This is a genomic window from Colwellia sp. SU-HH01217 (assembly GCF_057543495.1).
Genome location: NZ_BAAJLX010000002.1, coordinates 174,607 through 189,260, shown reverse-complemented (window position 1 = coordinate 189,260; position 14,654 = coordinate 174,607). Strand labels below are relative to the sequence as shown.

The window sequence follows — 14,654 nt, the reverse complement described above, 5'->3', positions numbered from 1 at the left end:
TTGTAAATATAAATTAAGTAATGAAGTTACCTGACTAAAGTGAGTGGAATATAGTGTCTGCACGTGAGCTTGATGATAAAAGCTATCATCAATTTAGAGCTTTTCTAGAGCAGCAATGTGGTATTGTGCTCGGTGAAAATAAACAGTACTTGGTGAAAAGCCGGCTAGCCCCTTTAATGGCTAAGTTCAGTCTTGTGTCATTAAGTGAGTTAGTCGCGCGCACTTTATTACCAAGTGAGCGTCAACTTCGAGCGGCAGTTATAGACGCCATGACTACGAACGAAACGTTATGGTTTCGTGACGATTATCCCTTTCAACTTTTGAGTAACAGGCTGTTGCCTGATTTTGTTGGTCGACGCACACCTGTTAAAATTTGGTCGGCGGCAAGCTCATCTGGGCAAGAGCCTTATTCAATCGCTATGACAATTTTAGAGTACCAACAAAAAAATCCTGGCGCTTTTCCTGGGGGGGTACAGGTAGTTGGTACTGACATTTCAACAACGATGTTGGAGCATTGTAAATATGGTCATTATGACAGTTTAGCTTTAGCTCGAGGGCTTTCAGCTGAGCGTAAAAGGCAGTTTTTTGAAAACGGTGATAACGGCATGCTAAAAGTGAAAGATCATGTTAAAAGTATGGTGAGCTTTCGACCGCTTAATCTGCTTAACAGTTATAGTTTAATGGGGCGTTTTGATATTGTTTTTTGCCGTAATGTATTAATTTATTTTGCCCCAGAAATTAAGTCTCAAATAATTTCTCAAATTCAAGGAGTACTCAACCCAAATGGCTACTTGTTTTTAGGCGCTTCTGAATCACTTTCAGGCCTAAGCCAAGATTTTAACATGTTGCGTTGCAACCCCGGTATTGTTTATCAAAAGGCATAAACTTTACTTAATTTCTTTCCCTTCCTACTCTCTTACATAATTTTGACAGTTAGCTTGGCATAAATATTGAATAGTGTTTTTACTAAATTTAGAAACACTATTGATGGAGTGCTTATTATGGCTATTAGTTTTGAAAAAGCATTTGCTTTACATCCTGCTGGTATCGAAGTGCGCGCAAAACGTGCTGAGATTATCGCTAGTAATATTGCCAATGCTGATACGCCCGGCTATAAAGCGCGCGGGATGGATTTTCAAAAGGCACTTGCTGAAGCTAGCCAACATCAACAGTCGGGTATGAAGCGTACCCATGAAAAACATTTCGATGTACGTACGCAATCAAATAACAATATTGATTTTAGAGTGCCAGATCAAGCAGATACCGGAGATGGAAACACAGTGGATATGCAGTTGGAACGAAACTTGTATCTAACTAATTCATTAGAGTATCAAGCAAGCATTCAATTTCTTAATGGCAAGGTTAAATCCTTGAAAAAAGCAATTACTGGGACGGGACAATAATGAGTCTATTTAACGTATTTGATATTACAGCTAGTGGTATGAGCGCACAGTCTATGCGTTTAAACACTACCGCAAGTAACATTGCTAATGCCGATAGTGTTAGCAGTAGTGTTGACGAAGCCTATAGAGCGAGGCATCCAGTTTTTGCCGCTGCTATGCAAAAAGCTGCCGCAGGGCAAAGTGAGACTTCGGTAGGTGTTGATGTATTAGGGATTGTTGAAAGTAACAAACCACTTAACGTTGAGTATTCGCCCGAGCATCCCATGGCTGATAAAGACGGGTATATCTATAAGCCTAACGTTAACGCAATTGAAGAAATGACCAATATGATTTCAGCTTCACGCTCTTATCAAACCAATGTGCAACTAGCTGAGTCAGCTAAAAATATGCTGAATAAAACTCTACTGTTAGGTAAATAGCTTTAAGTAAAAGCAATTAGGTAAGCTTTATTAATGAACAATGTGAACACAGCAATATCGTCAAATTGTAGGAGCAAGAAATGACTACTGTAAGCAATACTAATCCATTAGATGGTATTCGTTGGCAAAACGAAGAATACAAAGTTGCCGAGGAAGGCAGCAATGGCATGTTAACACAAGCTGATTTCTTTGCTTTGCTAACTCAAGAGTTGGCCAACCAAGATCCTACAAAGCCTGTGGATAATAACGAAATGATCTCACAGATGACGGCATTTTCAACTACAGATGGTGTAGCTGAGCTTAACAAACAATTTGGTAGTTTTGCCGATTCCATGTCATCAAGCCAAGCTTTACAAGCGTCCTCCCTTGTTGGTCGAAGTGTGTTAGTTAACGATAATGTTTTTGGTATGAGTGAAGGCGAAAGCGTTAAAGGTAAAGTGGTAACAGAAAGCCCTGCAAGTAATGTCAACATTTACGTTGAGAACATCGCGGGTGAAATTATTCAAACTGTTCCTGTGGGGAATATTCCTGCTGGAGGTTTTGTTTTTAATTGGGATGGTCAAGCTGCTGATGGTGAACCAGCACCTGAAGGTGCATACCGTTTTAGAATTGCAGGTTTAGTCGATGGTGAAGCATCTGAATTACAAGCCATGACATACCGAAATGTAGAAAGTGTTACGTTAGCGGGAGCTGGCGGCAGTATAGTTTTAAACCTTAATGGTGGTAGTAACATGGCGCTAAGCGATGTTGTTGAAGTTGCCCAAGGGTAGTTTGAGTTAATTAGTGTCAGTTATTCATTATTTAGTTAGTGAGTAGTTTTAAAAAGTTTTTCAAAATGAGGTGTCAATATGTCATTTAATATAGCATTGAGCGGATTAAACGCAGCTCAAAAAGATCTTGACGTTACGTCAAATAATATCGCCAACGTTAATACGGTCGGCTTTAAAGAGTCACGCGCAGAATTTGTTGATGTATATGCTGCCTCGTTATTGGCTTCTGGTTCAACCAAAGTAGGTGACGGGGTACTAACCTCTGATGTTGCTCAGCAGTTTTCACAAGGTAGTATTCAGTTTACTAACAATGCGCTTGATTTGGCGATTACCGGGAATGGCTTTTTTGCCACCGTTCCTGAGCTAGGTAGCCTAGAAAAATCTTACACACGTGCAGGGCAATTTAAACTAAATTCAGACAACTTTGTGGTTAACTCGCAAGGTGGGCATTTACTAGGCTTTCCTGTTAACCCTGATGGTTCGTCAGCATCAGTAAGTTTAAGTACTGCTGAACCCATTCGTATTCCTACTGCATCGGGTGCACCAACTCCTACTAGTGAAGTCGACATTCGAATGAACCTTCCGGCAGGTGATGCTTATATTTCAAATGCACCAGGTAATTTTGACCCTGATGATCCACTAACATTTAATCATTCTACCTCAGTCACTATTTTTGACTCGTTAGGAGATAGTCATATTATGACTTACTTCTTTGTTAAAGATGATGCAACACCACCACCAGGACCTGATAATGCGAATGAATGGATGGTATTTGCAGCTGTTGATGGTCAAGTTATTGACTTAGAAGAGGAAACTCCTGGTGCTGCAGCTGCAGATAATCGCGTAGGTGGAGCTGTTTCAGGGCCATTGGCGCCAACAGGTGTTATTGGTGCGCGTTTAGAGTTTAATAGTTCAGGTGATTTTATTTCACAATTACCAGCATTGGCTGATGGTGGTATAATTACTATACCTCTAGGGGCAACTATTTTATCGAATGGCGCGGATCCAACGCAAACGATAAAAATTGATTTTAACTTAGATCCTTTAATACCAAACCCTAATGAACCCACTCAATTTGCGTCAAACTTTGAAGTAACGGCATTAAATCAAGACGGTTTAGCAGTAGGGCGTTTAACAGGCATTGATATTGGTAAAGATGGTTTAGTAAGAGCAACCTACAGTAATGGTACTTCTCAACCATTAGCGCGTATCGCGTTAGTGAATTTTGCTAACGAGCAAGGATTAACACAAGTTGGGAATACTGGCTGGAAAGAAAGTATCCTTTCAGGTGAAGCCCTTGCAGGTGAAGGTGGTACAGGTACATTTGGTACTGTTAACTCTTCTGCGCTAGAGCAAGCCAATGTTAACTTAACCACAGAGTTGATTGATTTAATTTCGGCACAACGAAACTTCCAAGCTAACTCAAGAGCACTTGAAGTGGATAATCAATTAAACCAAACGATTTTACAGATTAGATAATAGTCGTGTTGTTTACGATAAAACGCTGAACTTATGTTCGGCGTTTTTTATTTTAGCTTTATTGTTTTTCGAATTATCACTTTCTACTTTTTTATTTTTTGTCTGGTTATGCGTCATCTCGCGGTGGTCCCTCTAACTAAAGTGAACAAATTCCCTTTCTGGCATTGTTATTGCAAATATCTTTATAACGATTTTAATTTTTGGATATGACCATGGATAAGATGCTTTATGTTGCGATGAGCGGTGCAAAACAAAATATGCACGCCTTATCAGTGACAGCCAACAACTTAGCTAATGCCAAAACAACAGGCTTTAAGGCTGATTTAGCCCAAGCTAGAGCAATGCAAGCTTTCGGCGATGGCATGCCTACACGGGTTTTTTCAATGACTGAGCGAGCGAGCCAAAACTTTGACAGTGGCGCATTACTCACCACTGGACGCGACTTAGATGTTGCGATAACTGGTGAAGGTTGGTTTTCTGTTCAAGCGGCTGATGGTAATGAAGCTTACACACGAAGTGGTCATTTACGGTTAAGTGAAAACGGCGCTTTAGAGACTAACGAAGGTGAGTTGATCATTGGCGAAGCCGGTCCTATTTTTTTACCACTGCCAGTTCAAAATATTGAAATAGCTAAAGATGGAACTGTAATGGTTCAGCCGTTAGGCGCTCCTGCAACAGCCCAAGAAGAAGTGGCAAGGATTAAATTAGTCAATCCTGATGTACGGTTAATGGAAAAAGGCAACGACGGTTTATTTAGGCGTAAAGATGGGCAAGAAGCCGGCGCGGATATAAACGTCAGAATGCAAAACGGTACCCTTGAATCGAGTAACGTTAGCGCGGTATCTGAAATGACCGACATGATCGCTCTACAAAGACAATTTGAAATGCAACTTAAGCTTATGGCTACTGCAGAAGAAGTTGATAAGAGTGCTGCTTCTTTGTTACGTGCTTTTTAGTGTTAGTTAAAGTACAGATAAAGTAAATAAATATAGACAATAAATAAAGGTATTGAGGTGATTTATGAATGCTGCTTTATGGATTAGTAAAACAGGTTTAGATGCTCAAAATAAAGACATAGCGGTTATTTCAAATAATTTGGCGAATGCGAGTACCGTTGGTTTTAAAAAGAGTCGAGCTGTTTTTGAAGATTTACTCTATCAAACAATTAATCAACCCGGTGGTCGTTCAGCACAAGATACTGAAATGCCTTCTGGTTTAATGCTTGGTGCGGGTACAAAAGTTGTAGCGACACAAAAAATTCATACCCAAGGAGATATGCTAACTACAGATAACTCTTTGGATTTAATGGTTCAAGGTGAAGGTTTTTTTGAAATACTTTTACCTGATGGTAGCTCGGCTTACAGTCGAAATGGCCAATTTACCATGGATGAAGAAGGTAATTTAGTAACGCCAGGTGCTGGTTACCCTTTAGAGCCACAAATTACAGTCCCTCAAGATGCGACACAAATTATTGTATCTCAAGATGGTGAAGTATCAGTGCGATTACAAGGTGAAGCTGAAAATGCCGTGATTGGTCAAATCAACTTAATCAACTTTATCAACCCAACAGGTTTACAACCTGTTGGTCAAAATTTATATATCGAAACAGCGGTTAGTGGTGACCCTCAAGAAGGCATACCAGGTCTTGAAGGTTACGGCATGATTGTTCAAGGGGCGCTAGAAACCTCTAACGTAAATACTACCGAAGAACTGGTTAATTTGATTGAAAGTCAACGTGTTTATGAAATGAATTCAAAAGTAATTTCAGCGGTTGATCAAATGTTGAGTTATATCAATCAGCAACTTTAATTTAAGGAGCCTATGATGAAGCAATCATTGTTTATTTTTCTTATTGCAGTGCTAGCCAGTGGTTGTGCTGCTATTGAAGAGTCGAAGGTTTTACCAAATGATCCTGATTTCGCTCCCATTCTCCCTGAAATGGAAGAGGACTCGGTTATTCCATCGGGCTCATTGTTTAAAGCCAATTATATTAACAATATTTATTCAGATTCAAAGGCTCATCGTGTAGGCGATATTATTTCTGTCATTTTAAGTGAGAGCACTCAAGCGAATAAAAATGCGAAAACTGAAATTACCAAAGAGAACACGGCTTCAATGGGCGCTATTTCTGGATTAGGTGGTGCGCCAGTGACAATTAATGGTGACTCTATTCAGTTTGGCGTCTCTCAAGATAATGACTTTAAAGGTGATTCTAAATCTAACCAAGGTAATAGCTTAAACGGCAATATTTCAGTGCATGTTTTACGTGTATTGCCCAATGGTAATTTAATGATTCGTGGCGAGAAGTGGATCACCTTAAACAAAGGCGATGAATACATTCGTTTAACGGGCATTATCCGTTCAAAAGACATTAGCTCTAACAACACGATTGTTTCAACTAAAGTGGCCAATGCGCGTATTCAATATGCTGGAACTGGAACTTTTGCTGATGCAAATGAACAAGGTTGGTTAACGCAGTTTTTCAATGGCAAATGGTGGCCATTATAAATCGTCTTTTGTCGATTTATTAAAGTAAGTGTTTAGCGATAAGTAGGTATTGATATGAAAGCTGTAATAAAATTCACTATTTTGTTGTTGATAATGACAACATCGTCAGTTAATGCTCAGCGTATTAAAGATTTAGCTGATGTTGCTGGAGTGCGCTCTAATCAACTAATTGGCTATGGTTTAGTTGTTGGTTTAGCAGGAACAGGTGAGCAAAGCCCATTTACTGAACAAAGCTTTAAAACTATGTTAAGTAATTTTGGCATTACAATGCCTGATAATTTAAAGCCTAAAATCAAAAACGTAGCGGCCGTTGCTGTTCATGCTGAATTGTCTGCGTTTGCCAAGCCCGGACAAACTGTAGATGTTACCGTATCGTCTATGGGCAGTGCAAAAAGCTTAAGAGGCGGCACATTAATTCAAACAATTTTAATGGGTTTAGATGGTAATGCTTACGCGGTTGCTCAAGGTAGCTTAGTGGTAAGTGGCTTAGGAGCTGAAGGGCTCGATGGCTCTCAAGTGCTCGTTAATACCCCTACAGTTGGGCGTATTGCAAATGGTGCGATGGTTGAGCGTGAAGTATTATCACCCTTTTCAACAGGCGATCATATCACCTTTAATCTTCGTCGCTCTGATTTTACAACAGCGCAAAATTTATCTGATGCCATAAACGACTTTATCGAAGGTTCAGCTCGAGCGATTGACGCCACTTCAGTAGAAGTTACTGCGCCAAGAGATATAGCTGATCGTGTCAGCTTTTTATCAGTATTAGAAAACCTTGAATTTGAACCTTCTTCTCCTGCAGCCAGAATTATTGTTAATTCTCGAACTGGCACAATTGTTATTGGCTCTAACGTACGTTTATTACCTGCAGCTATTACTCATGGTGGTATTACCGTTACTATTAATGAAATACAAGATGTCTCTCAACCGAATGCTTTTGCTGATGGTGAAACAGTACAAACAACACAATCTTCTATTAATGTTAGTGAAAATGATTCGCGTATGTTCGTTTTTAATCCTGGTGTGACGCTAGACACTTTAGTGCGAGCTATCAATGAAGTGGGGGCAGGGCCTGGTGATGTAATGGCGATACTAGAAGCATTAGATCAAGCAGGCGCTTTACGAGGTGAGTTGATCATTATTTAATGACCAACAATTAATACTATGGATAATCGTTTAGCTGAATCAAGAAACTTTCTCGAACTTAATGGTTTAAATAACATTCGGTTAGATGCGAAATCTGGAACTGACATTGAGAAAAAAGCCGCATTAAAAGAGGCCGCTCAACAATTTGAAGCGATTTTTATGCAAATGTTGCTTAAAAGCATGCGTAAAGCACAAGAAGTTTTAGAGTCTGATAGCCCGTTTAATTCTGAATCCACTAAATTCTACCGAGATATGCATGATCAACAAATGGCCATGGAGCTTTCTAGTAATGGTTCATTAGGCTTATCCGATCTTATTGTTCGACAGTTAGGTGGCGATGATAATTTTATGCCCAACAGTGTGCTTAGAAGTGATGGAAATATTGAAGAGCAAAAAGCACTGGCAAAACAATTTGCATTAGATAAACAAGCACAGTTAAATGCTTTATCGCCAAATGAAAATTATTCTCAAAGTAACCCTCAAGGTCATTCACAAAACCAAACACCACCAAATGTTGTTAATGTTTTAACAAAAGATGATGCTCAACTTGCGTCAAATTATCGTCAATCACATACAGAGCAAACAGCGTCGGTAACTCCGCTTATTTTTGAGCAACCTAAAGATTTTGTAACTGCACTCACCGAACCAGCAAAAATGGTAGAGCAAAAAATTGGTATTCCTTTTGAAGTTGTTATTGCTCAAGCCGCTCTTGAAACAGGTTGGGGACAAAAAATAATACAATCAGAGCAAGGTGGTAGCTCTCATAACCTCTTTAATATCAAGGCTGACAGCCGTTGGCAGGGTGACAAAATAACTAAAGACACCTTAGAGTTTGAACAAGGGGCGTTAGTGAAACGATCGGCTCCTTTTAGAAGTTATCAATCGATTAAAGAAAGTGTTAATGATTATGTCGACTTTCTCTCGTCAGGGGAGCGTTATCAGTCGGCACTTAAAAATATCGGTAATGTGGAACAATTCCTGCAAGGTTTACAAAAAGCAGGCTATGCGACCGATCCAAATTATGCCAATAAAATTATGGCAACACTTCGCACAGTCTCAGGCTTAGTAAATCAAAACTAAAAATAATGAGCGTATCGCCTTATTTTAGTGATTTTGGGAGTTAAGAGATGTCAGTAAATTTATACCAGACAGGTGTTAGCGGATTATTATCTGCACAGCAACAACTTGCCACTACTGGTCATAACATTGCCAATGTGAATACTGAAGGCTATAACCGTCAGCGTGCAGAACAAAATGCATCGCTTGGCATAGTATCAGGTGGAAATTATGTTGGTTCAGGCACTTATATTCAAGATATCACCCGCATTTACGATCAGTTTTCTTATAAAGAACAATTACTTAATCAGTCTAATTTGTCGAGTGCAGACTCTATTCATCTAGATTTAACTCAACTGAATAATATTATGGCTTTCTCTGGAGATGCTATTGGTTCATCGGTTGATTTGTTTTATCAGGCGGTCAACGGTATTGCTGATAATCCTAGTGATTTAGGATTACGTAATATTGCGCTTAACCAAGCAAATATTGTTAGTAGTGACTTTAGAGCGTTAACTAATAACTTTGATCAATTAGAAAAAGCAGTTAATGGCGAAATAGAGCAAATGGCCAGTAAAATATCTGAGATTTCTGTTGAACTTGCCAAAATTAATGAAACCATTTTACACAGCCAAAACCTTAATCAAGCAGGTAAACCTAATGACCTTTTAGATAAGCGAGATCAACTTATTAATGAATTAGGCGAATTTACTAATGTGAGTACTATTGAAGATCCCTATGGGGTGATGACGGTTATGATAGGTCAAGGCACCACATTAGTTGCAGGTATAACACCGTTGACTGTTCAGGTTGAAGCAGGAGACCCTGATCCGCTTCAAACTGAGTTGCGTTTAGTTGGCCCTAATTCTACCGTGGCATTAAATGGCTCTGTAGTGGGTGGATCGTTAGCCGCAAAGTATGAATTTAGAGATGAGCATTTAGCCCAAGCGCGTACCGACATTAACCGTTTAGCAATGGCAGTATCGGAAACCTTAAATGCTGCACAAGCCGATGGATTAGATTTGAATGCTCAACAAGGCGCTAACTTTTTCACTGATATTAATGCATTAGCGACCCAGCAAGCACGAGTGTTATCTCCGTCGACTAACTCAGGTAACTTACAATCTAAAATTAATATTACCGATGTTAGTAAAGTGCCAACAGATGAATTTGAAATTCGTTACGATGGTACAGATTATATCATGACCAATATGACGGATAAGTCGACCACCAATTTAGGTCCGCCAGGAAATGGTACTTATACCACTGCATTAGGTTTTGAATTTATTGAAGAAGCTGGTGTGCCTGCAACAGACGATTCTTTTATAATCAGACCTACAGAGAATAGTGCTGCCAATATGGTCGTCACATTAAAAGATGCAGCAGGAATTGCCGCAAGTAGTGCGGTTGAAGTAACGCCATCAGATACCAATGTTAGTGCGGGTGAAATTACCATTACTAATATGATGGATCCCATTGCCGCACAAACTGCCATGCCTATTCGTATTGATGTTTTAGAAAGCCCTGTTGGCGTGTTTAATTATACGATTACCGACAACTTAGGGGTTACTTCTGCACCTGCAGCTTATACTCCGCCATTACAGAGTGTTGATTTACCGCCTGCACCTGCTACAGCAGCATTTACGGTTGAGATCAAAGGCTCGCCTTCAGGTCTTGCACCAAATGCTCCAGAGCAATTTTTTATAGGTGATGCTTTTGGGGTAGGGAACTCTGGTAATGCTGTTGCAATGGCATTAACGCAAGAGCAAGGCACTATTAATAATGGTAATGAAACCTTTACCCAAAACTTAGCTAAAACAACATCTGTTATTGGTTCAAAAGCCAGTTCAGCTGAGTTAGTGGCTAACACAGCTCAAGCGCTTTATACCCAAGCTTATAACCGTAATCAAGCAACGTCTGGGGTTAATTTAGACGAAGAAGCTGCCAACATGTTGAAATATCAACAAGCCTACCAAGCCGCTTCTCAAATTATTTCGGTGGCAAATACCATATTTGATACCTTACTAGCTGCTGCTAGATAACGGCAGTTCAGGAGATAACAATGAGAGTTTCAACCGCACAATTTTATTTTCAAAATACTTTACAGCTTACCAGTAAGCAGTCTGAAGTTAACCAACAAGTGGAATACTTATCCAGCGGTAAGCGTGTACTTACTGCTAAGGATGATGCGGTATCTTACGGCACGCTTTCTGGTTATAAAGATGAGTTGAGTAATATCGATAAATATAAACGTAACATTACTCAAGCGGAAAATAGAAACGATTTACAAGATATCTCTTTCGCCTCCGCAGAAGATATTATTCAAGAATTAAAGCAGCTTTTTATTCAAGCCAATAACGGTACTTTATCAGATGCTGATTTAAAATCTCTTGCCCAATTAGCAGGTAATACCCAATCTCAAATGTTAGATATTGCGAACAGTAAAGATGAAACTGGAGGGTATATTTTTGCTGGTTACCAAATCGATGTAGAGCCTTTTGCAAAGCAACCCGATGGTTCAGTAAATTATTTGGGCGATAGTGGTGTTAGAGAATTGCAAATAGCGAAAAATGTTATGGTAGGTATTAATCAACCTGGTGATAGCGCCTTTGAAAAGGCGGCGAATCCGATGGGAGATTTTACGACCAATTATGTAAATAATACTTCTGGCATATCCGTTAACCAAGCCATTATTGCTAACCCTGGTGCTTATGATGCTGTAGCAAACCCACCTGATTATACTTTTGTATTTAGTGCACCAAGTGATCTAACTGTAACAGATAGTTTAGGAGCTACAGTTTATCCTACAGCACCTTATACTGCCGGGCAAACAGTTGCCTTTAATGGTTTAGAAGTGCAAATAAGCGGCAACCCTTTGCCGGGCGATGAGTTCGATTTAACCCCACAAACTCATGTGAGCATTTTCGATACAATAAAATCGGCAATCGACTGGATGAATGTTGGTGCCTCACCGGCGGATCAAGTCCAACATGATGTTGATTATGGTGAAATTCTTACAGAGTTAAACTTTGCGCTTAACCATCTTACTTCACAGCGCACAGACGCGGGCGTAAGAGGGCAGTTAATCGAAAATCAAGAAAATAACCATTTAGACAGAGAGTTAAACCTAGCGCAAGGTCAATCTAGTATTGAAGATTTGGATTTTGCAAAAGCTATCTCTACCTTCGAGCAATCGCAAGTAGCATTACAAGCAGCTCAGCAAACTTTTGTACAAATTAAGGGCTTGTCCTTATTTAATTATATTTAATTTTAAATTTTTTACCTTTTGGCACGCGAACTGCATAATTGGTTGTGAGTCAAAAAATATGTAACGTGGTTCCTAGTAATGTTGTTATCAGCAATTGGACCACTACCTAAACTTAGGAGATGATAGCAATGGCATTAGTAGTCAACAGTAATATAGCTTCCTTGAACTCTCAACGTCAGTTGAACAGTGCAACTAACGAGCTACAAACCAATTATCAACGTTTATCTTCAGGTAAACGTATTAATAGCGCCAAAGATGATGCGGCAGGCTTGCAAATTTCAAGTCGTTTAACTGCACAAATCAATGGCTTAAACCAAGCGTCAAGAAACGCGAACGATGGTATTTCTTTAGCCCAAACAGCTGAAGGGGCGTTAGATGAGTATACTAACAGCCTACACCGTATGCGTACGCTTGCAGTACAATCTTCAAACGGTTCAAACAATACTTCAGATCGCGCGGCGTTGAACTCAGAATTTACTGAGCTGTCTATTGAGTTAACGCGTATTTCTGTTGATACTGAATTTGGTGGCGTTAAACTACTTGATACTTCTTATAATGAAGCATTTCAAATAGGTGCTAACAAAGGGCAAACCATTACGATTCAAATCAGTGCTAACTTAAGTGCGGGTGGTGTAAGTGTATCGCAAGGGGTTTCAACCTTTACTAAAGCGCAATCGGTAATCGCGAAAATTGATGCGGCATTAGCGACCGTCAATGGCGTGCGCGCTGACTTAGGTGCGAAGCAAAACCGTTTCTCTTCTATTATTCGCAGTAACGATAATACAGCAGAGAATGTATCAGCATCACGTTCGCGTATCGAAGATACCGATTTTGCTGCAGAAACAGCTCAATTAGCACGTAGCTCTGTATTGCAGCAGGCTTCAAGCTCGATGTTAGCTCAGGCGAATCAGCAGCCACAAATAGCGTTATCATTATTACAATAATAGTAATTAAGTAATAAGCTATGATGTTAAAAAGCCCTTTTTAGGGCTTTTTTAGTTTTTATTTATAAAAAAACAAAAAAAAATTAGTAAATTAATTTTATTAAAAACATAAGCTTAATTGTTTTATTGTCAATTAATTCACTTTTTTTCTTAAAAAGTTTAAAGATATTTTTAATCCTTCCGATAAAGTTTTCAAGAGGCGCTAATAACACTTTTACATTAAACCCTCGGACTTTTAATAATCAATGGGTCAAGTATCCCGGGAGCATTATCATGGCTTTAGTCGTAAATAGTAATATCGCATCATTAAATTCACAGCGTCAATTAAGTCGTTCAACTAACGATTTACAAGAAAACTACCAACGTTTGTCTTCTGGTAAGCGCATCAACAGTGCAAAAGATGATGCTGCTGGTCTACAAATTTCAAGTCGTTTAACTGCACAGATTAACGGTTTGAACCAAGCATCACGTAACGCAAACGATGCTATTTCTTTAGCACAAACTGCTGAAGGTGCATTAGACGAGTACACGAACAACTTACAACGTATGCGTACGTTAGCGGTTCAATCATCAAATGGTTCAAACAATACTTCAGATAGAGCGGCACTAAACTCTGAGTACACTGAGCTGTATACTGAGTTATCTCGTATTGCTAAAGATACTGAGTTTGGTGGGGTTAAATTACTTGATTCTTCTTATACTGAAGATTTCCAAATTGGTGCTAACAAAGGTCAAACCATTACTATCGAAATCAGTGCTGGTTTAAGTGCCGGAGCTGTTAGTGTATCTATGGGTGTATCTACATTTACAAGAGCACAATCAGTTATCGCTAAAATTGATACTGCATTAGCAACAGTGAATGGTGTACGTGCCGATTTAGGTGCTAAGCAAAACCGTTTCTCTTCAATTATCCGTAGTAACGATAATACAGCTGAAAACGTATCAGCTTCACGTTCACGTATTGAAGATACCGATTTTGCGGCAGAAACAGCTAAGCTAGCACGTAGTTCTGTACTACAGCAAGCATCAAGCTCAATGTTGGCACAAGCGAACCAGCAACCTCAAATAGCATTGTCACTACTATAGAGCGCGGTAGGGTACTGACAAATAAATGGCACTCTACCTAGAGTGTCATTTTCGTTTTTATTACTGGAGGTTTCTATGGCTACGCAAATTTCAATAAATAGCGGTGCTAATCAATTTTCTGAACTTGTTTCACCTCAGAATAATGACAATAATTCTGCTATCATTGATAATGAACAAGCTGAAAATGTTGAACGTTATGAAGCAACGCCCAAGTCAAATGAAAGTGCGACTCTTTTTGAACAAGAGAAAAATAGCTCTGAGAGTGTTAATAAGGAAGATGAAGCGAGTAAACTTGATGAAGCAATGGAGAGCATTGCAGAGTTTATGCACTTATCAACACAAAATGTGAACTTCCAAAAAGATGACAGTACCGATAAAACCATTATTAAAGTATTTGATTCAGCAAGTAACGAATTGATTAAACAGTTTCCATCTGAAGAAGTGATAGAGATAGCTCAAAAAATTGCTGAGTTACGTCAAGATGTTGGTATGAAAACTGGCATACTTCTTGATGAAAAAGTGTAATAAAACACATATTATCAAATAGAAAAATCATCTCTATTTGAATATTGTAG

At 39.2% G+C, this 14,654-nt stretch carries 15 protein-coding genes; all 15 read left to right on the top strand.

Going from position 1 to position 14,654, the window contains the following annotated elements; genetic code table 11:
* The first annotated feature begins 53 nt into the window (after positions 1–53).
* Entirely contained in the window at positions 54–884 is an 831-nt protein-coding gene (locus AC27G3_RS03990) for a CheR family methyltransferase (protein WP_487119016.1), read from the top strand.
* Positions 885–1,001: 117 nt separating this feature from the next.
* Positions 1,002–1,403 (top strand): flagellar basal body rod protein FlgB, encoded by a 402-nt coding sequence (gene flgB, locus AC27G3_RS03985; protein WP_487119015.1) that lies wholly within the window; start codon positions 1,002–1,004, stop codon positions 1,401–1,403.
* Positions 1,403–1,822 (top strand): flagellar basal body rod protein FlgC, encoded by a 420-nt coding sequence (flgC, locus tag AC27G3_RS03980; protein ID WP_487119014.1) that lies wholly within the window; start codon positions 1,403–1,405, stop codon positions 1,820–1,822. Before flgB ends, flgC begins: the two co-directional genes overlap by 1 nt.
* A gap of 80 nt (positions 1,823–1,902) precedes the next feature.
* A complete protein-coding gene (locus AC27G3_RS03975; protein ID WP_487119012.1) occupies positions 1,903–2,592 on the top strand; it encodes a flagellar hook assembly protein FlgD in 690 nt (229 codons plus the stop codon).
* A gap of 78 nt (positions 2,593–2,670) precedes the next feature.
* A complete protein-coding gene (gene flgE, locus AC27G3_RS03970; protein WP_487119010.1) occupies positions 2,671–4,071 on the top strand; it encodes a flagellar hook protein FlgE in 1,401 nt (466 codons plus the stop codon).
* Between the two features lie 212 nt (positions 4,072–4,283).
* Positions 4,284–5,027: a flagellar basal-body rod protein FlgF gene (flgF, locus tag AC27G3_RS03965; protein ID WP_487119008.1), complete on the top strand. Its 744-nt coding sequence runs from the start codon at positions 4,284–4,286 to the stop codon at positions 5,025–5,027.
* 64 nt (positions 5,028–5,091) lie between these two features.
* Positions 5,092–5,880, top strand: a complete 789-nt coding sequence (gene flgG, locus AC27G3_RS03960; RefSeq protein ID WP_487119006.1) for a flagellar basal-body rod protein FlgG — start codon at positions 5,092–5,094, stop codon at positions 5,878–5,880.
* A gap of 15 nt (positions 5,881–5,895) precedes the next feature.
* A complete protein-coding gene (flgH, locus tag AC27G3_RS03955) occupies positions 5,896–6,579 on the top strand; it encodes a flagellar basal body L-ring protein FlgH (RefSeq protein ID WP_487119374.1) in 684 nt (227 codons plus the stop codon).
* A gap of 54 nt (positions 6,580–6,633) precedes the next feature.
* Complete coding sequence (locus AC27G3_RS03950; RefSeq protein ID WP_487119004.1) at positions 6,634–7,725, top strand: flagellar basal body P-ring protein FlgI; 1,092 nt, start codon at positions 6,634–6,636, stop codon at positions 7,723–7,725.
* An 18-nt stretch (positions 7,726–7,743) separates the two neighbouring features.
* Positions 7,744–8,805, top strand: a complete 1,062-nt coding sequence (gene flgJ / locus AC27G3_RS03945; protein WP_487119002.1) for a flagellar assembly peptidoglycan hydrolase FlgJ — start codon at positions 7,744–7,746, stop codon at positions 8,803–8,805.
* A 47-nt stretch (positions 8,806–8,852) separates the two neighbouring features.
* Entirely contained in the window at positions 8,853–10,823 is a 1,971-nt protein-coding gene (gene flgK, locus AC27G3_RS03940) for a flagellar hook-associated protein FlgK (protein ID WP_487119000.1), read from the top strand.
* 20 nt (positions 10,824–10,843) lie between these two features.
* The gene (gene flgL, locus AC27G3_RS03935) at positions 10,844–12,049 is read left to right on the top strand and encodes a flagellar hook-associated protein FlgL (RefSeq protein WP_487118998.1); all 1,206 of its coding nucleotides are present in this window, start codon (positions 10,844–10,846) and stop codon (positions 12,047–12,049) included.
* 128 nt (positions 12,050–12,177) lie between these two features.
* Positions 12,178–12,993, top strand: coding sequence for a flagellin N-terminal helical domain-containing protein (locus AC27G3_RS03930; RefSeq protein WP_487118996.1), 816 nt, complete (start codon positions 12,178–12,180; stop codon positions 12,991–12,993).
* Positions 12,994–13,266: 273 nt separating this feature from the next.
* Positions 13,267–14,079 carry a flagellin N-terminal helical domain-containing protein gene (locus AC27G3_RS03925; RefSeq protein WP_487118994.1) on the top strand — a complete coding sequence of 271 codons (813 nt, stop codon included), beginning with the start codon at positions 13,267–13,269 and terminating at the stop codon, positions 14,077–14,079.
* Positions 14,080–14,154: 75 nt separating this feature from the next.
* Positions 14,155–14,604 carry a flagellar protein FlaG gene (locus tag AC27G3_RS03920; protein ID WP_487118992.1) on the top strand — a complete coding sequence of 150 codons (450 nt, stop codon included), beginning with the start codon at positions 14,155–14,157 and terminating at the stop codon, positions 14,602–14,604.
* Positions 14,605–14,654: the final 50 nt, after the last annotated feature.